This is a genomic window from Streptomyces sp. NPDC050263 (assembly GCF_040655955.1).
Taxonomy (GTDB): domain Bacteria; phylum Actinomycetota; class Actinomycetes; order Streptomycetales; family Streptomycetaceae; genus Streptomyces.
Genome location: NZ_JBFAKW010000136.1, coordinates 1 through 23,153, shown reverse-complemented (window position 1 = coordinate 23,153; position 23,153 = coordinate 1). Strand labels below are relative to the sequence as shown.

Below are 23,153 nucleotides of genomic sequence, written 5' to 3'. Positions count from 1 at the left end.
GCCGCACGTCAGACCCGCAGCCCCCGGCTCATTTCTCACCCGCGAGGTCCGCCACGGTGGCCTCCTTCTGATGGGCCGACAAACGGGGCGCGGGCAGTTCGCCATACGCCCCGTAGGTGCCGTAGTGGTCGCCCTTCGGCGGCACGGCCATGTTGAAGACGGTGCCGAGCATGCGGCCGCCCACCCGTTCCAGCGCATCGGTGGCGGTGCGGACCTGGTCACGGCTGGTCTTCGAGGCCCGGACGACGAGCAGCGTGCCCTGGGCCAGCGAGGCAAGTCCGAGGGTGTCGGCTACCGGCAGCAGCGGCGCCGAGTCGACGATGACCGCCTCGTACCTGTTCGCGAGGTCATGCAGGACTTCGTTCATACGGGCCGAGGCAAGCAACTCGGTGGGGTTCGGCGGCACGGCACCGCCAGCCAGCACAGAGAGCCCGTTGCCCACCTGTTGCGTCACGTCCTCGGCCCGGGCCTGTCCGATGAGCACGGTGGTCAGTCCGGCATCCTGGACGAGGCCGAAGGTCTTAGCCACACACGGACGGCGCAGGTCGGCGTCCACCAGACAGGTGGAGACACCCGCCTCAACGAGGGAGAGGGCCAGGTTCACCGAGGTGTTGGTCTTGCCCTCGCCGGACAACGAACTGGTAACCACGATGATCCGGGGTCGGTCGTCGACCTGGGCGAACTGCAGATTGGTGCGCAGCTTGCGGAAGGCTTCGGCGCACTTGGAGTGACCGGCGGCGGTGATGAGTGGTTGTGCGGGTGTGCTCTTGTCGTACGGAATGGCTCCGAGGCTGGGCAGACCAGTGAACTCGCCGAGCGCCTCGACGGTCTTGAGGGTGGTGTCGAGGGTCTCACGCAGGACGACCAGTCCGGCGGCGAGCAGCAGTCCGGCGAGCACTCCGGCGGCCAGGTTGAGCAGCGGGCGCGGCGAGACGGGATCAGCGGGTGCTACCGCTTGCTGGGTGACGCCCAGCGAGACCGGCGAGACGGGGTCAGGCGCATCTTGTTCGCGCGCCGCCGCCTGGTCCGGCCTGGGTGTCTCCAGCCGTTCCACGACTGCGCTGAAACCCGCCGCGACGGCGTTGGCGACCCTCGCGGCACGCTTGGGGTCGGTGTCCCGGACGGTGATGTTGATGAGCACCGTGTTGAGCGGGGCCTCCGCGGTGATCCGGGACGCCAGTTCCTCCGGTGTGGTGCGCAGCTTCAGCTCACGCACCACGGGCCCGGTCACCTTACGGGTCGGCACGATGGCGGCGTACGACTGCACGCGCGCCTGCGAGAAGCTCTGCCCCTGGCTCAGCTGAGCGGCGTCCTCACCGGAGCGAGTGGCGACGAAGAGTTGCGTGCTGGCAGCGTAGACGGGGGTGCTCAGGTTCGTGACGGCGAGCGCCGCCCCCACCGCAAGAACCAGACAGACCGCGACGGTCACCCAGCGTCGGGCAAGAGCCTTCAGGAATCCGTGGAGATCCAAACTGCACCCCTCAAAAGGACCGAGGGAAACCATCAAAAGATGAGGTTTATCCCCTATGTGTATTGCTGAACAGTAGGGGCTAGAACATCTCGATCCAGGGAACCACCCCGATGTCAGCCCGCGAACAGCCCTGTAGGCAGAAGGTCGACCGACGAGAGTGGAGAAGATGACGCCGTCAAAACAGAGCGGTGCTTGCCGTGCCTGAACGCGTAGGCGTCGTGATGGCGTCCGTGTTCACGGGGGCGCTGCTCCTGTGCTGCACCTCCTGCACCGCGGGGGGCGCAGTGGCATCCGCGGACGATGTGGAGCGGTTGCGGGTCAAGGTGCTGGAGGTCCTGCCGCACGATCCGCTGGCCTTCACCCAGGGACTGGAGATGGCCGGTGACACGGTGTGGGAAGGCACCGGTCTGGCCGGGCGGTCGTCGGTACGGGCGGGCCCGCCCGGCGGTCGACCCACGGCCCGTGTGGACATGCCGGCGCCGTTGTTCGGCGAGGGGATCACCGTCGTCGGCCGGACGCTCTGGCAGCTCACCTGGCGGAACAGGATCGCCGTCGAGCGCGATGCGAGGACGTTGGAGGAGGTGCGCCGCGTCCTGTACCCCGACGAGGGCTGGGGGGTGTGCCACCAGCGGTCCAGGAACCGGCTGGTGGCGAGCGACGGTTCGTCCCGGTTGACGTTCCGGCACCCGAGGACGCTCGCGAAGACTGGCGACATCGTCGTTACCGAGAACGGGCGACCGGTGACGAAGCTGAACGAACTGGAGTGCGTCGGCGACGCCGTGTACGCCAACGTCCTGTTCACCGATCGGATCGTGCGCATCGACCCCGCCACCGGTGCGGTGAGAGCGAGCATCGATGCCACCGGGCTTTTGCGTGAGAACGAACGCGTGGACGGTTCCGTCCTGAACGGCGTGGCGGCCGTCCCCGGCACCAACCAGTTCCTGGTCACCGGCAAGTTCTGGCCCAGGGTGTTCCGTGTGGTGTTCGTTCCCGCGCCGGGCTCACCCACTAGGGGCACGGAGGAGGAGTGAGCGCCACCCCATCAGGTGACTTACGCGCAACACCGATCGCTCGACAGTCGGCCACTCCGTCCGTCCATGTATTCATGTCTCATGACGGAGCGACATGTGCCTGCCGTCCCAGGGCCTCCCGGTCCCGCCCAGGGCGTCTTCCGCCTGCGCAGACCCCTTCGGCGCCCTTCGGTCAGGAACACACTGCTGGCTGCCGCCGTGCTGTGCGTGGCCGGCGCCGCCTGGATCGGGGTCACCGGGCTGCTCGCCCGCTCCGAGCTGCTGAACCTGGAGGGAGAGCTGTCGGCGCTCAAGCAATCCGTCACGGGCTCATCAGGAAACGGCACTTCGGTGAGCCCCGAGAGAACGATGCAGACCGCGGCGGCACATGCCGCCCGGGCACATCGACTCACCACCGGGCCCGCCTGGTACATGGCTTCGCACGTGCCCTGTCTGGGCCGGCCAGTCACCACGGTTCGCGGCATCGCCCAGGCCGCCGACCGTCTGGCCGGTGACGTACTGCCGCCGATGGTGGAACTTGCGGCGCGGCCGACCGACGATGCCCGCCACGACGGGCTGCAGGCCCTCCTGTCCGAACTCCGCGGCAGGGCCCCGGCTCTTGAGCAGGCCGCACGGGCTGCCGCCGACGCTCGCTCTCTCGCCGATGGGCTGCCTCGTGTGTCCTGGGTGCCGGGGCTCGATGGGGCGCGTGCCCAGCTGGTCTCTCAGCTCCAACAGACGGCCCCCGCCATGGCCGACATGGCGGTGGCGGGCCGCGTGCTTCCCTCCATGCTCGGAGTGGACGGCCCACGGCGCTACATTCTCGTGGTCCAGAACACCGCCGAAGCCAGAGGCACCGGAGGCCTCCCCGGAGCCTTCGCCGTACTGACGGCCGATCAGGGAAGGCTGCGGTTCGAGACCTTCGGCACCGACACCATGCTGGCCAGTGTGCGCCCCGCCGTCGATCTGGGAGCCGAGTACCGTGCTCAGTACGGCGCCATGGACCCCACCGGCACCTGGGCCAACTCGAACGTCAGTCCTCATTTTCCCTACGCGGCCCGCATCTGGACGGCTGCGTGGAGCAAGCACAGCGGACAGCGGGTGGACGGTGCGGCCGCCGTGGATCCCAGCGCTCTGGCGAGGCTTCTGCAGGCGACGGGCCCAGGCCGACTGCCCGACGGAACGGCGCTCACGGCCGACAACGTACTGGACCTCACCGAGCGCACCGGTTATGCCCGCTTCGCCGACAGCCGGGAGCGCAAGGCGTTCCTCCTCGGTGTCGCCCGCGCCGCCGCCACGAGGTTCACGAGTGCCCTGAGCACCCCTGGGCAGCTGCCGGAACTACTCAAGGCGGCCTACGACATCACGCAACAAGGACGCCTGAGAGTGTGGAGCGCCGAGCGTCGGGAACAAAGCCTGCTGCAGCAGCACCCCCTGGCCGGAGCCTTGCCGTCGCAGCCCGGACCGATCGCGGGAGTGGTGGTCAACAACGCCGCGGGCGGCAAGCTCGACTACTACCTGGAGCGGAAGCTGCACTGGATTCCCGGCAACTGCACCCCGCACGGACGAAAGGTCACCGCGCGAGTCACACTCGACAACCGGGCCCCCGCGTCGGGGCTCCCCCCCTATGTCACTCAGCGCGTCGACAAGCCGCCGTACCCCACCCGGCCGGGGGACAACCGATCACTCGTCTCCTACTACGCCAGTTCGGGCGCACGCCTGACCGGCGCCACCCTGGACGGTCAGCCAGTCACCGTGGGCAACAGCGTCGAACGCGGCCACGCCGTCTACACGCTGGATGTGGAACTGCCCGCGCAGAGCAGCCGTACGCTGACGCTCGACCTCCTGGAACCGATCAGCAACCGCACCCCCGTGCTGCTGGACCAGCCGCTGGTCACACCGACGCGCGCCCGCTTGGAGGCCGTGTCCGTCTGCGAATAGACGCAACGAGCTCCCCGTGATCGGGCACCCGGCCCCGGCCGGAACATTCTTGAGCCGGCGCTCATTCGAATTCCGAAAAGCGAGGTCACCATCTATGCGTCTCCGCGTCATAAGAGTCATCGCCAGGATGAACATCGGTGGCCCGGCCCTCCAGGTTTCCGCCCTGATGCGCGGCCTGGACACCGAGCGTTTCGACCACCGGCTGTTCGCCGGTTCCGTCGGACCGGACGAAGCGGACTACATCGAAAGGTCGGCCACCGATGTGGCGGTGTCCCGTGTGCCCTTCCTGGGGCGAGCGGTGCGGCCCGCTGATGACGTCCGGGCGCTGCGGGAACTCGTCGGGGCAATGCGGCAATTCCGTCCGCACATTGTTCACACGCACACGGCCAAAGCCGGGGCGCTCGGGCGTATCGCGGCGACCACGGCCCGCGTCCCCGCCCGGGTACACACGTTTCACGGGCATCTGCTGCACGGCTACTTCTCACCGCGCAAGACCAGACTGGTCGTGCACGCCGAGCGACAGTTGGCGCGGGGCACCGACCGGCTGGTGGCGGTCGGCGAACGAGTGCGCGACGAACTCCTCGCCGCCGGAATCGGCCGGACGGAGCAGTATGCGGTGGTGCCGCCCGGCACCCTGCTCCCCGCACCGCCGGAGCGTTCCGAGGCTCGGCGGATGCTGGGCCTCCCCCAGGACGCCCCGGTGGTGGCCTATGTCGGCCGGGTGACGCAGATCAAGCGGCCGGACCGCTTCCTGGCCGTTGCGCAGGAGGTACGCCGCGCGGTCCCCGAAGCCCACTTCCTGATGTGCGGGGAAGGCGACCTGGGACCCGCGCTGCAGCAGAACCCCGGCCTGGACGGTGCTCTCCACCGCCTGGGCTGGCGCACCGACGTGGAGACCGTGTACGCGGCGGCGGACGTGGTCCTGCTCACCTCCGACAACGAGGGGATGCCGGTCAGCCTCATCGAGGCGGGCCAGGCGGGGGTGCCCGTGGTGGCCACCGACGTGGGCAGCGTGGCGGAGGTCGTACGGGATGGGGAGACCGGGCTGCTGTGCGGCCCTCACGCCCCGGAGCTGACCCGCCACACCGTGCGTCTCCTTCGTGACCCGCGCCTGCGCCACGACATGGGCGAGCGCGCCCGCTCCTGGGCCACCCGCCGTTTCGGCGCGGAGCGCCTGGTCGACGACACCCACCGCCTGTACGCCTCCATCGCCGTGGCGCATGGCTGGTGGCCGCCTACTCCAACAGAGGGTGAAGGGCAATGAACGTAGTAGTCACCGGCGGAGCCGGATTCATCGGGGCGAACCTGTGCCGTGAACTCTCCACCCGCCCCGGCGTCGGGCGGATCACCGCCCTGGACGATCTCAGCACCGGCCGCGCGGCCAATCTCAAGGGCGTCGACGCGGAACTGGTGGAAGGCAGCATCCTCGACACCGATCTGCTGGACGACGTGGTGTCCTCGGCGGACGCGGTGGTGCACTTGGCCGCGCGCCCGTCCGTCCCCCGTTCACTCGCGGATCCCTTCGCCAGCCACGAAGTCAACGCCACCGGCACCGTACGGGTGCTGGAGGCGTGCCGCCGCCGAGGCACTCATCTGGTCGCCGCTTCCTCGTCATCCGTGTACGGAGCGGTCGCCACGCTGCCCAAGCACGAGGACCTGCCGACCCGCCCTCTCAGCCCCTACGCCGCGAGCAAGCTCGCCACGGAGGCGTACGTACTCGCGCACGGAGCCAGTTTCGGCCTCCCCGTGCTAGCGCTGCGCTTCTTCAACGTGTACGGACCGCTCCAGCCCGCGGGGCACGCCTATGCCGCGGTCGTCCCCGCGTTCATCCACGCGATGCTGCGCGGAGCACCGGTAACCGTCCACAGCGACGGTCTGCAGACGCGTGACTTCACCTATGTCGGCACCGTTGTCCGGGTCCTGGCCGACGCCGCGCTCCGCCAAGTCACCTGCGCGGGTCCCGTGAACCTGGCCTTCGGCACCCGGGTCTCCATCCGCGAGCTCATCCAGCGTCTCGCCACGGCGGTGGGAGGCCCGCCGCCCACCGTGGAACACCTGGCAGCCCGTCCCGGAGACGTCCGTGACTCCCAGGCCGCCGACGGCGTGCTGCGTGGGCTCTTCCCTGATGTCACCCCTGTGCCGCTGGACCACGGGCTGGCGGAGACGGTGCGGTGGTTCCGCGGGTTTCCGGAGTACGCGGCACAGTCAGCCGGCGAACCGGCTGGTGCCGGTGTGCTCTGACCCCGACAACCGCACGTCGGCTGGTGGAACCGACGATGCTGCACGGTCACATCCGGAGGGAGCGCGACGGGGTCCTGTGAAGGAGACCCAGCGACAGCAACACGCCGGGCCGGCAAGGAAGCGGCGGCCGTGGCAGAGGCATCTGCGGACCTTCGGCTCGCTCACGGCCGCCGGTCAGATCGAGTCGGCCCTGTCGTTCGCCACCACCGCCGCGCTGGTCAGAATGGGCGGCGGCGCCGGGGCGGGAGAGGTGCTGTTCGCCCAGGCGGTGGCATCGATCTGGTTCCTGTTGTGGGATCCGCGTTTCGAGGACGCGCAGCAGCGGTTCGTCCCGGCCGAGCAACTCCGTGGCCGCGGCCGCGGCACTCGCTTGTACCTCAGGCTTGTCCGGCTGGATGTCGCGGCCGGGGTGCTCGCCACCCTTGTCGGTGTGGCCGCGGCGGTGGTCGCAGCGGCGATCGGATGGATTTCCACGCATCAGCTGTGGCTTCTCCTGCCGGCCGTGCTGGCTGCCGGAGCGGCGACGCCCTCCGGCAGCGCCTCGGCCGGTTACGCACTCGCCGACCGGCTTCCCAGGCTCGGCATGATCCGTCTGGTCCTGGCCGTCTTCGGCTGTGTGGTGACGCTGGCGGGTCTGCTGGCCGCCGGTCCCGTCGGCTACCTCGCGGCGACCGTGGTCTCGGCGCTCCTCTCCACGGTCGTTCTCACCACCAGCGCCTGTCGGCGGGTGCGCGAAGCATGCGGCCCGCCCACCGCCGGCCCGGTCCAAATGCCAACCGGCCTGGTGCCCTTCATGGTGAAGAGTTCGGCGACAGGATCCGTCTCCGTGGCGTCGGACAGCGGCGTCTCGGTACTGGCCGGGCTGCTGGGCGGGCCGACGCTCGTGACGTACGTGAAGCTCGCCGCAGCGCCGGGCCGTCTCTTCACAAGTTTCGTCAGTCCCGCGGCGGCCCAGCTCTACCCACGCCTGGCACGAGCCGCGGCCCAGGGGCGCCGTACGGCGGTGACGCGCGACGCCCTGCGCACCAGTGCGCTCACCGCAGCCGTCGGAGCAGTCGCGGTGGTGGCCGCGTCCGAATCCATCGGTGCGCTCATCGGCCTCGTGTACGGACTGGAGTTCAGGGTTCTGTCGGCGGCGGCGGTGGTGCTGCTGGCGGGAGCGGCGCTGCGTGGCACGGTGGTCTGGAGCAAGGTGCTGCCGTCGGCCCTGGGGTTCCCGGGGGTCCGGCTGGCCTTTCTGACCGTCGAGGGCGCGTGCCAGCTCGGGCTCCTGGCCGGCGTCACTCAGGTCTGGAGCAGTGCGGAACGGATGGTACTGGCCTTCGCGTGGGGGTCGCTGGGCCTGCTGTTCCTGAGCACGGTCGGCTGGTTCGTTCTGCTGCGGCTCCTCACCCGGACCCTGTCGGAGGCGAACGCCGCACCCTTCCCGGGCCTCCTCAAGACACCACGTGGCACTCTGCAGCAGGGGAGTTGAACGCCTGCGTGCCGAAGACTCCGTGTCACATCACCACTCGGGCCGGTCCGCCGCCGACCGGCGATCCGTGCGCAATGCGGTCCTCGTGGACCGCGGAGGGATCCAGATTAGACATGCGGACCACACCCGAGAAGGTCACCTGGCCCTTGGCCGGTGCCGCCGTCATGACACTCCTCGCCGTGCTTACCGGGCTCGGGCAAGTCCACCTCATTGTCGGGGTGGCGCTGCTCATCGGAGTTCTCCTTTTCATCGGAACGGCTCAGCCCAGACTCGTCCTCCTCCTGACAGGCGTCTTCGTGGTAACCCCGCCAACCGCGTGGCCTCGCGTGGGACAACTGGGTGAAGCCACGATCCACGTAAGCGATGTGCTGCTGGTCCTGCTCGCTTTCGCCAGCCTGATCCACCCCCGTCGCCGCCGGCCGACGCCAGTCCTGAAAGTGCTGGGCGTGTTTCTGCTCCTCGGGGTGTTCCGCAGCAGCCTGGGCGAAGGGCCCGGGAGCACGGCGAGCTTCCTCCGGGTCGTGGAACCGGTCGTTGCCGGTGCCGCGGTGGGCCTGCTCCTGCCCCGGGACTGCGACGTGTGGCGGACCGTACGCTGGGCTCTGTTCGGAGTGCTCGCCGCGGTGCCCCTCTTCGGAGAGACATTCCCACGCTGGTACGGACTGCCCGGCGGCCCCAACGAGGTCGCGCTGGTCGCCGCGGTGCTGGTCGTTCTCGGCGTCGCGGAGTCCAACAAGGGCCTTAAGATCCTTTTCTTCTGCGGGGGGATGGTCGGCCTTATCGGCTCCAAGGGGATCCTGGCGTCGGCCGGAGCACTGGCCGGGGTGACCGTGCTGAGCCTGGCCCGGCGTTCCCATTCCCGTGAGGCGAGGACGAGCCGGATCAATCCTTGGACCATCGTGGGCGCGATGGTGTGCGCGGGCTGGGCGATCCCACTGCTCCGCCCCGACATGGCCGTGACCTTTCAGATCCACGCCACCCAGGCACAGTCCTTTTGGCCGACCATGGCTGCCACCAACCCCTTGTTCGGCGGCGGTTGGACGACTGCGGATCGCGACGCGCTGATGAGCACGTACCTGCAAACGCACATCTACGGTCTGCACAACGTGTATCTGGATGTCGCGGCCTTCCTGGGCGTCTTCGGGCTGTTCACCTTCCTCCTGCTCCTCTGGCGCGCGTGGCGGAACAGCGACCGGCTCACCCGTGCCGTTCTGGCAACGGTGGCTGTGTGGTTCAACACCACCGGTGCCTTCCCCGGTGTGGGATGGGGGATCCTCGGCCTGGTCGTGGCAGCCACTGTCGGTCATGTGCCGGCTGACCGTCAGTCCTTCCTCCCGCTGGCCAAAGCGCCGACGGTCAGTTCACGGTCCCGAGTGCCGTGGTCAGCAGTACGCACGCCGCAGCCGTGTCCGGGGACCCGCACAGCCCACGCCGACTGATCCGGCGCGCGATTCCCGTCGGTGTACGCCGTCGGGGTACACCGGATCTCCGGGGCGGCTCGTCGGCGCAGGCGCGCGGCCCTGTGCGTGCGACGCTGAGGCCGAGGCGCGGTCTCGAAGACCTGAACGCACGCGACGAACGGGAGGGCTACCGACGACAGTTCTGCCCCGCGACAGCAGCTTCCAGATGCGGATCCCGTACAAACTGCCGGCCACTGACCGACTTCGGGATGGCGCTGCACCGCCTCGGGGCTGCCCGTCGGGTCCGCGCCCGGCATCCGCCATCGTCTGCTGCACCGGGCCGGACGTGAAGCTCCCTCATGAGCGACGCTACCCGCTGCCTGTCGGCAAGCTTTCCCCGAAAGGAAGACGTGATGTTCTGCAGCAACCCGATGTTCGAGCGCAGTCTGTTCGTGGGGGCCCATCTCGACGACATCGAGCTGGCGGCGGGCGGCACCGCCGCCAAGCTGGTCACCGCGGGAGCGCAGGTGCGTTTCCTGGTGATGAGCACCTCGGAGTACACGAACTACAACGGCAGTCACTTCCGCGACGCGGATGTGGCGGTGGCCGAGGGCAGGGAGGCCGCGGCGACGCTCGGAGTGAAGGAGCTCGACATCCTCCGGTTTCCGGCGAAGGACGTGGAGAACCACTCAACCGTCGTGGAAGCGATCAACGAGGTCGTCGACGACTTCCGCCCTACCATGGTCTTCACGCACTGGCCGTTCGACACCCACCGGTCCCACGCCAACACCGCGCTGGCCACCATCGCGGCCAGCAGGTACTACAACTCCGTGGTGATGTACGAGCCCATCGTGCCCTCCGGTCGCAGCTATGTCGGTTTCCGCCCGCAGTTGTACATCAGCATCGACGACACCATCGAACAGAAACTGCAGGCCCTGCGGCAGCACAAGTCTGAGTACGAGAAATACGGCGAGCAGTGGATCGAAGGCGTCGAGGCCCGATCGCGCTACCGGGGCTACGAGATGCGCGCCCGTCACGGCGAGGCGTTCGAGGTGTCGCGCCTGGAAGGAGCCCTGGTATGAAGGGCGTGAGCCATCGGGTCGGGCCCCTCCGGTGATGACCACAACGCGGATCTGCGAAGTTATCAAGACTCTTGATGCCGGTGGCGCAGAGGTTCTGCTCGTCGAGCGCCTCCGCCGGGAGCGGCGGGCCGGACTGGAGTACACCGTCGTCTTCATGCAGGCGGCGACCGACGAGCTGTGCGATGCTCTCCGGTCCGCCGGGGTGAGGGTCGTCGACCTGCGTGGCTGCCCGCGGTGGCGCCGCTATGCCAGGCTGATCGGTGTGGTCAGAGGCCTCGCGCCCGATGTGATCAATGTGCACTCGCCGTCTCCCGCGACGGCGTTGCGTCCCTTCGTCCGCCTCATGCGGCCCCGACCCCTGCTGATCTCGACGGTCCACCAGGAGTACTACGGCTCGCTGGCCATGCTGCTGAACCGTCCCACCCGGCGCTTCGACGATCTGGTGGTGGCGGTCTCTCCCCAGGTCGCCGTGTCGCGCAGTGCGCGGGGAGCGCGTCGTATCCGCACGAGGATCCACGGCATCGACGTCGGGCGGCAGCGCTACTGGGCCGACCACGCGGACGAGGTAAGGAAGGAGTTCGGGATCCCCGAGGACGCGTTCGTCCTCGCTTTCGTGGCGAACATGAAGCCTGCCAAGAACCACCTGCTGCTGATCGATGCGGCGTCGCGGGTGCTCGCGCGTCGACCCGACGCGCTCTTCGTACTCGCCGGGGACGGTCCCCTGCGGGCGCGGGTCCTGGCTGAGGTCGACCGGCGGGGACTGACCGACCGGGTCCGCTTCCTGGGCCGGGTGCCGCACGCCAACCGCCTGGTGGCCGCTGCGGACGCCCTGCTCCTGTGCTCGGACAGCGAAGGGATGCCGGTGGTGGTGATGGAGGCGATCGCGGCGGGCGTACCCGTGGTGTCCACCGCGGTCGGAGGCGTCCCCGAGCTGATCGACGACAACCGTAACGGCATCCTCACTCCGGCAGGCTCGGCGGAGGCCTTCGCGGAGGGCGTGCTGCGGGCCATGCGGCCCGAGGTCCATCGGGTCCTCGCTGCCGGGGCCCGCGCGGACGCCGCCAAGGTGGACGTGTCGGAGACCGCCGACTGGTTCGACGAGCTCTACGCCACCATGTCGGCCGAGGCACGCCGAGGCTGACCGCTCCGCCCGGAACGCGGGATACGCCGTCCGCGTGGACCGGTTCGGTGGACGGCCCGTCGGCGCGAGCCACCCCGTCGCACCGTGCCAGTCTGGCGGACGAATCAATACGAGACCGGGAGGAACCGGATGCACGGTGCCGTGGAGACGATCCCGAGCGGTCCGCACCGTTACGAGCTGTGCCTCCTGGCGGACCTGCCGGACGACTCGCTCGGCGCCCTCGTCGAACTGGAACGACTCGTCCACCGGGAGAGCGCCCACTACGACGACAGGCCCTGGGATCTCGAGAACTTCACCCGTCCCCTGCCCGGCAAACGGGAACTGAGCCTGGTCGCCAAGGAGTCGGGCAAGCCGGTCGGCTTCCTGGTCGCCACCAGCCGCCCGGACGGCGTTCACGTCAACCGCGTGGCCGTCGATCCGCGCCATCGGGGCACGGGTGTCGCCTCCTGGCTCCTCGCCCGGTTGTTCGCCCAGTCGTCCGGGGCGGTCACGATCAACTGCGATCCCGGCAACCGGCCGGCGATCGCCCTGTACACCCGCGCGGGCTTCCGCGTCAGGGGGACCACACCGGCCGGAAAACTGCTGCTCTCGACCGACCCGCTGATTCCCGTCGAGAAGCTGCGCGTGTGGTACGTCTTCAACACAGCGGGCATGCGCAGCGGCCACGCCTCTCACGTCCCGGGCCTCATCGACGCCCTGTCACATACGTGCCGGGCGACCGCCGTACGGTACGGCGACCCCACGGACCTGCCGCCGCTGCGACTGAGCCTCGACTGGGCGCGTGCCTTCCTCCGCCTCGTGGCACGGGCGCGGCGGGAAAGAGTCGATGTCGTCTTCGTCCGCATCCACTGGAAACTGGCGGCGCTGCTGTGGCTGGCCGGGCGGATGGGGGGCGGATGGCGCGTCGCGCTGTGGTCGTCGGGCGGCGTCGGCGTCCTCTCGGGAGCCCGCCTCGGCCTTCGCGCGCGCGCCGGACGGCTCGTCCACCGCCAAGTGCTGCGCCGGATGGTCGACGCGGTCGTCACCGGTCCGCCACGCCTGATCGACCAGTACGCCGGGCGCTACGGTCTCGACCGGGACCGGATGCTGCTCGCCTGCAACGACGTGAACGGCGAAGCGCTGCGTACCCTCACCGACGGGCCCGAGCCGGCCTGGGAGCCGATCGTCCGGCGGTGGCTCAAGGCCCCCCACCGGTTCCTCTACGTGCACAGCCTCGACGCCATCCGCGGCGCGGACCGACTGCCGCGGCTGCTGGCGGAGATCCGCAAGGACCTGCCCGACGCCGAACTCCTGGTCCTGGGAGACGGTCTGCTGGTCACACAGCTCGCCCCCGAGCCTGTGCTGATGGCGGGCCGCGTGCCGAACGACGTCGTCGTCCGAGTGATGGCACAAGCGGGCTGTCTGCTCGTGCCCTCACGCCAGGAGGGCTTTCCTCGGGTCCTTGTCGAGGCGATGGCGGTCGGAGTCCCCTGTGTGTCGTTCGACGTCGGCGGCTGCGCGGACGTCATGGGCGAGCTGCGGGACCGGTACGTGGCTCCCGACGGCGACCTCGAGCGGATGGCCGAACTGGCCGTCGAGGCCGCACGAACGCCGCTCCCCGAAGCAGCGCGAACCGAACTCGTCCAACGGGCCGCGGTTTTCGACACCGAACCCGTAGCCTCGGCCCTCGCCGTGACGCTCCGTTCTCTGCGGTCCCAGGGCGCCGGTCCGGCCGCCTGGCTGTCGCGGTCGCTGTGGCGGCCGGCGTTCCCCGGGAGGAATACCTGATGTTCAGCGGCAATCCCCAGTGCGGGCGCGGCCCGGAGTTGCTCACATGAGGGTGACGATTCACCAGCCGGAGCACCTGCCGTGGCTGGGCCTTCTGGCCAAGGTCGCGGCCTCGGACCTGTGGATCGTGCTCGACTCGGTGCCGTACCGGAAGAACTATTTCCAGAACCGCAACCGGGTGCTCCTGAACGGGGAGCAGACATGGCTCACCGTCCCGGTCGACGCGCCGTTCGGCACACTGATCCGCGATGTCCGGGTCGCGGGCACACCGCACTGGCTGCGGCGCTACCGCGGACGTCTCGTCCAGGCGGTGGCCGGCACCCCCGGTGCCAGCCGGCTCGAGGGGTTGCTGGCGTTGATCGACGCGGCGGCACCCGGCTCCCTGCTGGCCGACCTCAACCTGGACATCGCGGACTGGCTGTTCCCTCAGTTCGAGGTCAAGGTTGCGCGGGTCTGCGCGAGTGAACTCGCGGCCACCGGGAGCAAGAGCGAACTCATCCTCGACCTGTGCAGGGCGGTGGGCGCCGCCGAGTACATCGCGGGCCCTTCCGGACGCGACTACCTGGACCTGGCCGCCTTCGCCGAACACGGAATCCGGGTACGGTTCTTCGACTTCGACCACCCCGCGTACGCCCAGGGCGGCGACTCCTTCGTTCCCTGCCTCTCCGCGGTCGACGCCTGGTCGCGGCTCGCCCAGGCCGAGCTCCCGCTGCTGCTGTCTCGCTACCAGCTCAGCGACCTGTGATGACCACGCCGCCCTCCCCCGCCGTCCGCGCGCCCCTGCCTTGCGTCACCGTCGTGACGTTCTCCGGGCACCAGCAGCCCGAGGTCAGGGATTCTCCCAACCTCCGCACGTGGGGGGCGCTGGCCGATCGGCTCGGTCATGCCTGCTGCGTCTGGTCGGGGCCGCGTCTGGTTTCCCGTCGGGGCCCCCTGCAGGTGGTACAGCGGCCGCGCCGCCCCGGTCCGCACTCCCTGCTCTGGGCCGCCGGTTCGGTGCGGATCGGGGTGCGTCTCGCGCGCGCGGCCGTTCGCAGGGGCGAGACCGTGCTCCTCAACGGTGGCGAGCCATGGGGCTGGCTGTCCGCCTCGATCGTTTCGCTGATCGTGCGTCGTCCGTGGCTGATGGAGATTCACGGCGACTATCTGCATCTGCCGGTGGCCTCCCTCGGCCGGTGGCGCCGCGCGGTGCTGCGCCGGGCCGTGGTCTTCTTCGCCCGTAGGGCCGGCGGCCGCAGGGTCGTCGCCCGGTCGATGCTCGATGCCCTGGACCGGCGCGGCATCCCCTCGGTCCTCGTACCGCCGAGGCTACTCCCGGTGTGGGAACAGAGGCTTGAGCGTGACAGGCCGCCGCTGTCCGACACCCGCGCCCCCCAGTTGCTGACGGTGGGCCGACTGGTGTCGTCGAAGGGCTACGACCTGCTGCTGGAGGCGCTCGCCGAACTGGTCGGCACGCATCCGGAGCTGCGGTTGCGCGTGGTGGGCGACGGACCGCTGCGGGGCCATCTCGCCGAGGAGGCGGCACGTCTGGGGCTGTCCGGCCATGTCGAGTTCCTCGGAGCACGTGACGTCGACGATATCCGCGCCGAGCTCGCCCGCGCCGATCTCTTCGTCATCTCCTCCCGGGACGAGGGGCTGCCGAGGACCCTGCTCGAAGCCGCGAGCGCGGAGGTGCCGCTCGTGGCCACATCGGTGGGCGGGATCCCGGCGGCCTGCGCGGACTGGGACGGCGTCCGTCTGGTGCGGCCCGATTCCGCTGCGATCGCGTCCGGTGTCCGTCAGGCCCTGGAGTCCCCTCCCAGCATGGAACAACTGGCCTCGGTGCGGAGCCGGGTTCTCGCGGAGTACGGCTTCGACACAAACATCGATGCGCTGGCCGTCCTGTTCCGGAGCGTCTGCGCGCCGTGACCGCACGGGCCCTGGTTGGGCACGGCGGAGGCGGGTGACCACTGCACGATTGTCACTCGCCGTCAGATCCTGATCAGGTAGTGGCAGCCTTGGCGCGCTGCCTCGACTGCGCGCCAAGGCGTCGGGCCGCCAGCGAGTAGACGGGGGGCGAAAGGGCGGTTCTCGCCGCCGTTCTCGCCCAGACATAGAGGGGGCGGTGCAGACCCAGCCGGTAGCGCAGCGTGCCGGAGGCGGCGGGGGACGCCGGTGTCACCGCCGTGAGCCACTCCCGTACGGCCGCGCTGCCGCCGGGAGCGGTGAGCGTCTCAGGGGTGACAAACCGGCGGCCCTGTTGCCGCAAACGCTCCTCCACAAATGCCTGCCGGTGCGCCTGGCTCGGGATCTTACGGACGTCGAAGTCGACGTAGATGCAGCACAGGCGGTCGATCACGCCGCTGTCCAGCATGTCCTCGAGGACGTCGCACTCACTGCCTTCGCAGTTGAGCTTCAGATAGATCTCATCGTCGCCCGACGTGTTGGCCAGCAGCCAGTCCGTGGCCCTCACCAGGTCGACGGTCTCCGCCTCCACGTGCGCGTCGAACTGCCTCTTGTCTGCGTACACACTCCCGCCCAGCAGGCCCGTCCCGTAAAGGGTCGTCCGTCCAGTCCTGTTGGACAGCCCCACCGGCACGACACGCACTCTGGTATCGCGGAAGCCACGCAGGATGCGACGGCAGGGCCTGGCCGGTTCGAAGCAGAAGACCTTGTCGAACCCCCACCGGGGATCCAGGGCGACATCAAGGGTTTCGCCGTAATGACCGCCAACATCGAGGAAAATACGCATACTTGCCGCCCTCTCGCTTCCCGCCGTCACGGGTTGGGATTCCGTTGGAGTTCGGATGGAACACCGCTGCCGCGGCCCACCCGGTACCAGTTCTCGACACGCTCTGCGACCAGCGCCCAGTCCAGCGCGGCGGCTGCCCGTACTCCGAGCGCGCTCATCTTGTTCCGGGCCTGGTCGTCGTCCAGCACACCGCCCAGCACGCGCACCGCGTCGGCCGTCGACCCTGACCGGAAGATCCGGTAGGCCTCGTGGTCGGTGACCACGGGGTCGAGCGAGGCCTCCGACGACACCACCACGGGGGTACCCAGAGCGAGTGCCTCCAGCGCCGCCGTCGGTACGCCCTCTCCCTTGCCGGTGAGCCGACGCGAGGCCAGTACGAAGACCTCGGCCCGGCGCACGAGCCGGTAGACGTCCGGCCGCGAGAGCGGGCCGGACAGCTCCACTCCCGGTCCGGCCGCCGCCAGCCGCGCCAGCCGGTCCCGCTCCGGCCCGTCGCCGATGACGACCAGGCGCAGCGTCGGCCGACTGCGGGCGAGTTCATGGAACGCCTCGATGAGCAGGCCGTGGTTCTTCACCGGATCCAGGGCGCCGACACTGACGATCAGCCCCGGCTCACGAGGCGGGGGGCCGGTCGGCGACGGCATGGCGGACAACTCCAGGCCGCTCGACATGGTGAGAACGCGCCGCTCGTCCACCCCTCGTGCGAAGAGGTCCGCCGCCGTGGCCGATCCGAGGGCGATGAAGGCCGCCACATGTTTGAAGGCGTGCCGTGCCAGGCGGCGATGACGCTGGGTCAGGGCCCCGTGGACGGTCAGGAACAGCGGGATGCCAAGACGTCGGCACACGGGTCCGAGCAGGGAGGCCTCAAGATGGTCGCCGTGCAGATGCACCAGGTCCACGCCGGGCGAACCCGGACCGGCGCACAGACGCCGGACTGCGGCTGCGACCTCCGCCCCGAACGCCAGCCGGTCGGACGCGGGTGCCAGCGCCCGGGACAGCGTGGCGGCACGCAGCGGCAGCCGCGTGGCCCCCTGCGGGACCACTGAGCCGTGGCGGAACGCCATGGTCACCTGGTGCCCGTGAGCGACCTGCTCGCGCGTCAGGCTCTCGACATGGCGTTCAAGTCCACCCGGCATGGGAGGAACCCTGTAGCTCACCCGGACGATGCGCACGGCAGTATCGCTCCATCCCACGGCCGACTCGAATACCTATGTCGACGAAGCATCGCCTCCCATTCCGCTCCCCCGCCGCCCGCCCCGCCGATGCTCACTGAATAAGACCAGTGGAAGCACGGGCGCCGGCCGCGCCGGACTGACCGAGAGGGCTGGGATCCTGCCGTACGTTCGAGGGCTCCCCGGCTGTCTGACGGGCCAGCTGCCACCCCACGGAGAGCCCTCGCCTGGGTGCTGCGGACGGCGCCCCGCCGGGAAGTGACGGAACTCTCAGCAACAGCGCCACCGTGGCGAGGGCAACCAAAGCGGCTGCCAGGAGCAGGCCACCCGACGGCAGGACGCCCCGTGCCAGCAGCGCTCCGGACAGAGCGCCCAGGGCCGCGAACGTCCCGATGGCCACGACGGTCTGCCGGACCGTCAGTCCCATCCGGCGCAGCCGGTGCGACGCATGGTCCAGTCCCCCCTGCAGCAGCGGCCTCGCCTCCCGGTAACGGGAGAGCATGACGAGTGCGGTGTCCACCGTCACGACCAGCGTCGTGACCAGCAGCCCGGCCGGCACGGCGAGGCCGGCCGCGTCCTTGTGGAGCACCACCGACGCGGACGCCAGGGTGAAGCCGATGAAGAGGGACCCGGAGTCGCCGAGGAAGATCCGTGCCGGGTGCCAGTTATGGAGGAGGAAACCCAGACAGGCGCCGGAGAGAGCCACGAGGACCACTCCCAGCCCGGCCTGTCCGCTCGACCACGCGTGCCAGCACAGGAATCCGCCGATGGCGGCACACACCGACGAAGCCGCTCCGTCCATGTTGTCCAGCAGATTGAACGCGTTGGTGGTGAAGACGATCCACATGACGGCGAGGGCGGCGTCGAGCCAGCCGCCGAAGACCGTCGGATGTCCCCCGACCAGCACCACGGCCAAGGCCACCGTCGTCTCCACGCCCAGCCGCAACGCCGGGCCCAGCGGGCGCAGGTCGTCGATGAGCCCCAGCACCGCCATGATTGCGGCACCCCCGAGCAGTACCGCGAGGCCTGAGCTCCCGAAACCTCCGGCGACCGCCGTGCCGCCGCCCGCGGCGAGCGTGACAACGGCGACCGCGATCCCGCCGAGGTACGGGGTCGGCCGGGCATGGCCCTTGCGGCCGGTGGGCCGGTCGGTGACGCCGTGACGCAGGGCGAAACGCCGCAGCGGTTCCGTCAGCAGCGCACCGAACGACAGGGCCACGCAGCCGACCGCCACCGTCGTCGGCAAAGGACTCATTGACCCGCCAGCGCGGTCTTGACGACGCTCGCGGTGGCCGCGGGAAGACGCTCCGCCCTGCCGCCCGGGAGACTCGTCGACGCCAAGCGGCTCATCTCGTCGCGGGCGTCCGCGATGGCGTCGGTGAGCACGTCGGTGAGGTCGTGCCGGGGCTGCCACCCCGTCAGCACGCGCAGTTTCGTGGTTTCCGGGACTCTGCGCTGCATGTCTTCAAAACCTGCTCCGTATGCCTCGGCGTACGGCACGTATTCCACCGAAGAGACACTCCCCGCCTGGGCGATGACCCGCTCGCCGAGTTCACGGACGCTGATCTCTTCGGAGGAGCCGACATTGAACGTCTCACCTTCCGCCCCTGGATTCTCCAGCAGGAGCATCAGGGCCTCGACCGCGTCCGCGACATGGAGAAAACAGCGCCTTTGCCGACCGGCCGCATGGACGGTGAGAGGCTCTCCACGCACCGCCTGCCGGGCAAAGCGCGGAATCACCATCCCGTATGCAGGGCTCTGGCGAGGGCCGACGGTGTTGAAGAACCGGACGATCGTCGAGTTCAGGCCCCGCTCCCGGTGGTACAGACCGGTGAGGATCTCGTCGACCGCCTTGGCCGTGCTGTACGACCAGCGGACCACTGAAGGGCTGCCCAGGATTCGGTCGGAGGTTTCGTTGAGCGGTCCGGATGAGTTCTTGCCGTAGATCTCCGAGGTACTGGCCACCAGAACCCTGAGCGAGTGACGCTGGGCCGACTCGAGGACCGTCTCGGTACCCCTGATGTTGGTGATGAATGATTTCAGCGGTTGCTCGACGATGAGTTTGACCCCAACGGCGGCGGCCAGATGGACCACGGTGTCGCACTCTCCCGCCAACTCATCGACCAGGAGTCCGTCCAGCACGGAGCCGTGGACAAAGCGGAAGCGTGGATGCTCCTGCGCCCTGGCGAGGTTGGCCATTCGCCCGGTGGCGAGGTTGTCGAGGACCACCACTTCCTTTCCTTCGGCCAACAGTGCGTCCACGAGGTGCGAGCCGATGAAACCGGCTCCACCGGTGACCAAGTACTTCGAACAAGGATCCATCCGGGCCACTCCGGTTCGGGGGGGGGGTGGTTGTGGGACAACTCCCACGGAGATCGATCGTCATACCGAGCCCAACATTCATCTATGGAAGAAATAGCGGAAATTGAAACATCGACACGCCTGGAGTTACTTCGCCATGGCTGCCTGATACTCGATTGGAGTGATGTCGCGGAGACATGACGCGCCAATGGGCCCACTGCGCATCGCATGTGCCTCAATTGACTGGTAGAACTCTAACCGTCCAGGAGGTCACGGTGATGATGGCGCACGACCGGCACGAGCAAGAGAAACTGATTGTCGTCGGTCAGGGATATGTGGGACTCCCTCTCGCTGTACGGGCAGTGGATGCCGGCTTCTGTGTGGTCGGCGTGGACACCGACGAACTACGCGTGAAACGCTTGGCCTCAGGCGATTCCTATATCGAAGGTGTCGACGGCGCATGCCTGGCGGCCGCGCTGGACAGTGGCCGCTACGAGCCCACCACCGACTACGACCGGATCGCCGGCTTCGACGTGTGTGTGATCACGGTGCCCACGCCGCTGCGTGACGGCGTGCCCGATCTGAGCTTCGTGGAAGGCGCGGGCCGGAGCATCGCCCCTCACATCACGGCCGGCGCCACCGTCGTCCTGGAGTCCACCACGTACCCGGGAACCACCGAGTGCCTGCTGCGTCCACTGCTGGAAGAAGGCAGTTCGATGAAGGCGAGCGTGGACTTCCACCTCGGATACAGTCCCGAGCGCATCGACCCCGGCAACCCCGACTGGCACCTCGAGAACACACCGAAGGTGACCTCGGGCATCGACCCCGCCTCACTGCGCAGCGTCGAGCGGTTCTACTCACGCATCGTGGAGCGGACCGTGCCGGTCAGCTCGTGCCGCACCGCCGAACTGACCAAACTGCTGGAGAACACCTTCCGGCACGTCAACATCGCGATGGTCAACGAGATGGCGATGATCTCACGGCAGCTGGGGGCGGACATCTGGGAAGCCATCGAGGCCGCGGCCACCAAACCGTTCGGCTTCATGCCCTTCACTCCGGGCCCCGGCGTGGGCGGACACTGCCTGCCGGTCGACCCCTCGTATCTGTCCTGGCAGGTCAAGAGGCTGCTGCGGCAGGACGTCCGCTTCATCTCCTTGGCGAACGAGATGAACGACCAGATGCCCGCCTATGTCACCTCGCGGATCACTCGCGGGCTGAACGAGCGCGCCAAGTCGGTCAAGGGATCCCGGGTCCTGCAACTGGGTCTGGCCTACAAGAAGAACACCGGGGACATCCGCGAGTCGTCGGCCGTCATGCTCGCCCAGGCGCTGTGCAAGCTCGGCGCCCATGTCGTCGCGGTGGAACCGTACACCGACTCCCATTTGCTGCCCCCGGACATCATGCGCGTGGAGCTCACCGAAGAGGAGATCCGGGCGGCGGACGTGGTCGTCGTAGCCACCGACCACGACGTCTTCGACTACTCGCTCGTCGAACAAACGGCGTCATACGTCCTCGACACCCGAAACCGCTGCCGGGGCGAGCAGGTCGAGGTCCTGTGAGCACTGGGTACCGCTGCTGAAGGCGACGGGGAACTCCGACCTTCCCCTCGGTGTGGTGTTTGTGAGTGCGTTGTGGCAAAGGGAGTCCCTGTTCGGTGAGCAGGGGCTTCTTCGTGTGCGGGGCATGGTCGCGGTGGGGTAGGGGCAGGCAGCGGACGGCTTGTTGTGGATCGAGGAGGCTGCGATGCCGTCGGTGCTGGGGTTGATGGAACGGCGTGAGGCGCGGGCGAGGCAGGATCTGGAGTCCTGGACGGAGGTCCTGGAGCAGGCTCAGGCGGAGGTGGATGCCGCGCGGGAGCGGGTCGAGCGGGCCCGGGTGGGGCGTGAGGAGCTCGTGTCGGTGCTGGCCGAGGAGAGCCCGGTGAATACGCCGGTTTCCGTGCCTTCTGGTGGTGAGATGGCTGTCGCCGTGGGATCGAGCGGCCCCGGCGCGGTGCATGGCGAGCGGCCGCCGGTGTGGCGGTCGGGCATGGGGGAGGAGGTGCTCAGCGGCCTCTATCGGGAGGTGTTCGCCGCGGTGGCGGCTGCTTCGGGGCCGGTGAACGGGGTGGAGCTGACGCGGGCGGTGGGCCGGGAAGCGGAGATCAAGAACGAGGTGGAGAAGATCCGGCATCGTGCCTATGTGCTGGAGAAGCGGGGCTGGCTGGTGCGGGCGGAGGACGGCCGGTTCATGCCCGAGCCCGGGGCAGTCGGCCGGGGCGCTTCTCCGGCCAGCGCGGAGCGTCTTGGGCCAGGCGCCGGGACAGCCTGATCACGGCGGCCCACCACACCATCTGGGCGTGGTGGTCGGGGCGGCGTTCGTGGTCGCGGTTGAGGCGGCGTGAGCGGGAGAGCCAGCTCAGCGTTCGCTCCACGACCCACCTGCGGGCGAGTACGACAAATCCGCGTTGTCCGTCGGAGCGGCGCACGACCTCGGTCCGGACTCCGTGACGGGCGAACGCTTTCGCCAGCGCCGGACCCTGGTAGGCGCTGTCCACCCACACCAGTTTCAGCAGCCGGCCCGGCTGCTCCATGAATGTCTCCAGCAGTGCGGGGGCGGCCTTGGAGTCGTGGACGTCCGCTGTGGTCACGGTGACCTCCAGGAGCAGGCCCTCGGTGTCGGTCAGGATGTGACGCTTGCGCCCGTCGCGTGACTTGCCGCCGTCGTATCCGCGGCTGTCCTCGCCAACGGTTTCGGAGGCGTCCACCGACTGACTGTCGATGATCCCGCCACTGGGCTCGGCGTTGCGGCCGGCGCGCTCCCTCGCCGAACGTCGCAGGCGTTCGTACAGTTCACGCACGTAGTCGTAGGACCGCCAGCGGCGGAAGAAGTCGTAGACCGCCCGCCAGTACGGGAAATCGACCGGCAGGGCCGTCCACTTCACGCCGTTGTCGACGAGGTAGCGCACGGCGTCGAGCATCTCGCGGTGGCAAAACTCCTCCGGACGCCCGCCCCGCCTGAGGAGCCACGCCGGCACCGGCATCGCGGCGCGGACCTCGGCCCACTCCGCATCCGTCATGTCACTCGGATAGCAGCCTGCCCGCCGTCCCGGCGCGATCGAACCGAACCGGTGCACGTAGCAGTCACACCCAGGAGTGACCGCGGTGGACGCAGGCGCAGAGATACTGCTCAACTGATCAGGCAACGGGCTTCCTTGGTCGTGCTGGTGTCGTAACCGCGTCACTACCAAGGGGCCCGTTCTCTCATGCCCGCGGCCGCACCCGAACCTCCGTCCAGATGATCACCCGCGCCGCACACCTCGAACGAGATCCGGTTTGCCACAACGCACTTACGACGTGGTGCGCGACTGAGGTCGGGGTGTGCCGGCCTGGCGGGTTGGCTGGTGGGCGATCACCGCTCGGCGGTGCGGTCGGAAACGAGGC

Annotated in this window: 19 protein-coding genes; 13 read left to right on the top strand and 6 right to left on the bottom strand. The window is 69.1% G+C overall.

Features of this window, described 5'->3' with window-relative positions; genetic code table 11:
• Positions 1 to 28: 28 nt before the first annotated feature.
• Positions 29 to 1,471: a polysaccharide biosynthesis tyrosine autokinase gene (locus tag AB0J04_RS38370; protein ID WP_363173264.1), complete on the bottom strand. Its 1,443-nt coding sequence runs from the start codon at positions 1,469 to 1,471 to the stop codon at positions 29 to 31.
• A gap of 197 nt (positions 1,472 to 1,668) precedes the next feature.
• On the opposite strand from AB0J04_RS38370, the gene AB0J04_RS38365 reads away from it, so the two are divergent.
• The 11 genes from AB0J04_RS38365 to AB0J04_RS38315 all read left to right on the top strand — a co-directional run bounded on the left by AB0J04_RS38365 (position 1,669) and on the right by AB0J04_RS38315 (position 15,435).
• Positions 1,669 to 2,502 (top strand): glutaminyl-peptide cyclotransferase, encoded by an 834-nt coding sequence (locus AB0J04_RS38365; RefSeq protein ID WP_363173263.1) that lies wholly within the window; start codon positions 1,669 to 1,671, stop codon positions 2,500 to 2,502.
• 96 nt (positions 2,503 to 2,598) lie between these two features.
• A complete protein-coding gene (locus AB0J04_RS38360; protein WP_363173262.1) occupies positions 2,599 to 4,422 on the top strand; it encodes a DUF4012 domain-containing protein in 1,824 nt (607 codons plus the stop codon).
• Positions 4,423 to 4,516: 94 nt separating this feature from the next.
• Positions 4,517 to 5,686 (top strand): glycosyltransferase, encoded by a 1,170-nt coding sequence (locus AB0J04_RS38355; protein WP_363173260.1) that lies wholly within the window; start codon positions 4,517 to 4,519, stop codon positions 5,684 to 5,686.
• Positions 5,683 to 6,663 carry an NAD-dependent epimerase/dehydratase family protein gene (locus AB0J04_RS38350; RefSeq protein ID WP_363173259.1) on the top strand — a complete coding sequence of 327 codons (981 nt, stop codon included), beginning with the start codon at positions 5,683 to 5,685 and terminating at the stop codon, positions 6,661 to 6,663. Before AB0J04_RS38355 ends, AB0J04_RS38350 begins: the two co-directional genes overlap by 4 nt.
• A gap of 76 nt (positions 6,664 to 6,739) precedes the next feature.
• Positions 6,740 to 8,137, top strand: a complete 1,398-nt coding sequence (locus AB0J04_RS38345; RefSeq protein WP_363173258.1) for a hypothetical protein — start codon at positions 6,740 to 6,742, stop codon at positions 8,135 to 8,137.
• A 113-nt stretch (positions 8,138 to 8,250) separates the two neighbouring features.
• A complete protein-coding gene (locus tag AB0J04_RS38340) occupies positions 8,251 to 9,576 on the top strand; it encodes a hypothetical protein (RefSeq protein WP_363173257.1) in 1,326 nt (441 codons plus the stop codon).
• A gap of 320 nt (positions 9,577 to 9,896) precedes the next feature.
• A complete protein-coding gene (locus AB0J04_RS38335; RefSeq protein ID WP_363173256.1) occupies positions 9,897 to 10,619 on the top strand; it encodes a PIG-L deacetylase family protein in 723 nt (240 codons plus the stop codon).
• Between the two features lie 34 nt (positions 10,620 to 10,653).
• On the top strand, positions 10,654 to 11,760 hold the full coding sequence (locus AB0J04_RS38330) for a glycosyltransferase (RefSeq protein ID WP_363173255.1): 1,107 nt from the start codon (positions 10,654 to 10,656) through the stop codon (positions 11,758 to 11,760).
• 129 nt (positions 11,761 to 11,889) lie between these two features.
• Positions 11,890 to 13,527, top strand: a complete 1,638-nt coding sequence (locus AB0J04_RS38325) for a GNAT family N-acetyltransferase (RefSeq protein WP_363173254.1) — start codon at positions 11,890 to 11,892, stop codon at positions 13,525 to 13,527.
• Between the two features lie 46 nt (positions 13,528 to 13,573).
• Positions 13,574 to 14,272 (top strand): WbqC family protein, encoded by a 699-nt coding sequence (locus AB0J04_RS38320; protein ID WP_363173253.1) that lies wholly within the window; start codon positions 13,574 to 13,576, stop codon positions 14,270 to 14,272.
• On the top strand, positions 14,272 to 15,435 hold the full coding sequence (locus AB0J04_RS38315; RefSeq protein WP_363173252.1) for a glycosyltransferase family 4 protein: 1,164 nt from the start codon (positions 14,272 to 14,274) through the stop codon (positions 15,433 to 15,435). The genes AB0J04_RS38320 and AB0J04_RS38315 overlap by 1 nt, the downstream gene beginning before the upstream one ends.
• Before the next feature lie 73 nt (positions 15,436 to 15,508).
• Here AB0J04_RS38315 and AB0J04_RS38310 read toward each other — a convergent pair whose 3' ends face one another.
• The 4 genes from AB0J04_RS38310 to AB0J04_RS38295 form a co-directional block, all read right to left on the bottom strand.
• Entirely contained in the window at positions 15,509 to 16,258 is a 750-nt protein-coding gene (locus AB0J04_RS38310; protein ID WP_363173251.1) for an FkbM family methyltransferase, read from the bottom strand.
• Between the two features lie 26 nt (positions 16,259 to 16,284).
• On the bottom strand, positions 16,285 to 17,394 hold the full coding sequence (locus AB0J04_RS38305; protein ID WP_363173250.1) for a glycosyltransferase family 4 protein: 1,110 nt from the start codon (positions 17,392 to 17,394) through the stop codon (positions 16,285 to 16,287).
• Between the two features lie 130 nt (positions 17,395 to 17,524).
• Positions 17,525 to 18,676, bottom strand: a complete 1,152-nt coding sequence (locus AB0J04_RS38300; protein ID WP_363173249.1) for an MraY family glycosyltransferase — start codon at positions 18,674 to 18,676, stop codon at positions 17,525 to 17,527.
• A gap of 5 nt (positions 18,677 to 18,681) precedes the next feature.
• The gene (locus tag AB0J04_RS38295) at positions 18,682 to 19,752 is read right to left on the bottom strand and encodes a GDP-mannose 4,6-dehydratase (RefSeq protein WP_363173248.1); all 1,071 of its coding nucleotides are present in this window, start codon (positions 19,750 to 19,752) and stop codon (positions 18,682 to 18,684) included.
• Between the two features lie 260 nt (positions 19,753 to 20,012).
• Between AB0J04_RS38295 and AB0J04_RS38290 the strand changes: the two genes are divergently transcribed.
• The gene (locus AB0J04_RS38290) at positions 20,013 to 21,290 is read left to right on the top strand and encodes a nucleotide sugar dehydrogenase (protein ID WP_363173265.1); all 1,278 of its coding nucleotides are present in this window, start codon (positions 20,013 to 20,015) and stop codon (positions 21,288 to 21,290) included.
• A 184-nt stretch (positions 21,291 to 21,474) separates the two neighbouring features.
• Complete coding sequence (locus AB0J04_RS38285) at positions 21,475 to 22,041, top strand: hypothetical protein (RefSeq protein WP_363173247.1); 567 nt, start codon at positions 21,475 to 21,477, stop codon at positions 22,039 to 22,041.
• Here the strand turns inward: AB0J04_RS38285 and AB0J04_RS38280 are convergent.
• Positions 21,959 to 22,789: an IS5 family transposase gene (locus AB0J04_RS38280; RefSeq protein ID WP_363173246.1), complete on the bottom strand. Its 831-nt coding sequence runs from the start codon at positions 22,787 to 22,789 to the stop codon at positions 21,959 to 21,961. The genes AB0J04_RS38285 and AB0J04_RS38280 overlap by 83 nt on opposite strands.
• Between the last annotated feature and the right edge of the window lie 364 nt (positions 22,790 to 23,153).

What these genes read in the sequence shown, in the direction of transcription:
- AB0J04_RS38355 (WP_363173260.1), top strand. Translation starts at nt 4,517, where the DNA reads ATGCGTCTCCGCGTCATAAGAGTCATCGCCAGGATGAACATCGGTGGC.
- AB0J04_RS38350 (WP_363173259.1), top strand. Translation starts at nt 5,683, where the DNA reads ATGAACGTAGTAGTCACCGGCGGAGCCGGATTCATCGGGGCGAACCTG.
- AB0J04_RS38340 (WP_363173257.1), top strand. Translation starts at nt 8,251, where the DNA reads ATGCGGACCACACCCGAGAAGGTCACCTGGCCCTTGGCCGGTGCCGCC.
- AB0J04_RS38335 (WP_363173256.1), top strand. Translation starts at nt 9,897, where the DNA reads ATGAGCGACGCTACCCGCTGCCTGTCGGCAAGCTTTCCCCGAAAGGAA.
- AB0J04_RS38330 (WP_363173255.1), top strand. Translation starts at nt 10,654, where the DNA reads ATGACCACAACGCGGATCTGCGAAGTTATCAAGACTCTTGATGCCGGT.
- AB0J04_RS38325 (WP_363173254.1), top strand. Translation starts at nt 11,890, where the DNA reads ATGCACGGTGCCGTGGAGACGATCCCGAGCGGTCCGCACCGTTACGAG.
- AB0J04_RS38320 (WP_363173253.1), top strand. Translation starts at nt 13,574, where the DNA reads ATGAGGGTGACGATTCACCAGCCGGAGCACCTGCCGTGGCTGGGCCTT.
- AB0J04_RS38315 (WP_363173252.1), top strand. Translation starts at nt 14,272, where the DNA reads ATGACCACGCCGCCCTCCCCCGCCGTCCGCGCGCCCCTGCCTTGCGTC.
- AB0J04_RS38310 (WP_363173251.1), bottom strand. Translation starts at nt 16,258, where the DNA reads ATGCGTATTTTCCTCGATGTTGGCGGTCATTACGGCGAAACCCTTGAT.
- AB0J04_RS38305 (WP_363173250.1), bottom strand. Translation starts at nt 17,394, where the DNA reads ATGCCGGGTGGACTTGAACGCCATGTCGAGAGCCTGACGCGCGAGCAG.
- AB0J04_RS38295 (WP_363173248.1), bottom strand. Translation starts at nt 19,752, where the DNA reads ATGGATCCTTGTTCGAAGTACTTGGTCACCGGTGGAGCCGGTTTCATC.
- AB0J04_RS38290 (WP_363173265.1), top strand. Translation starts at nt 20,013, where the DNA reads ATGGCGCACGACCGGCACGAGCAAGAGAAACTGATTGTCGTCGGTCAG.
- AB0J04_RS38285 (WP_363173247.1), top strand. Translation starts at nt 21,475, where the DNA reads ATGCCGTCGGTGCTGGGGTTGATGGAACGGCGTGAGGCGCGGGCGAGG.
- AB0J04_RS38280 (WP_363173246.1), bottom strand. Translation starts at nt 22,789, where the DNA reads ATGACGGATGCGGAGTGGGCCGAGGTCCGCGCCGCGATGCCGGTGCCG.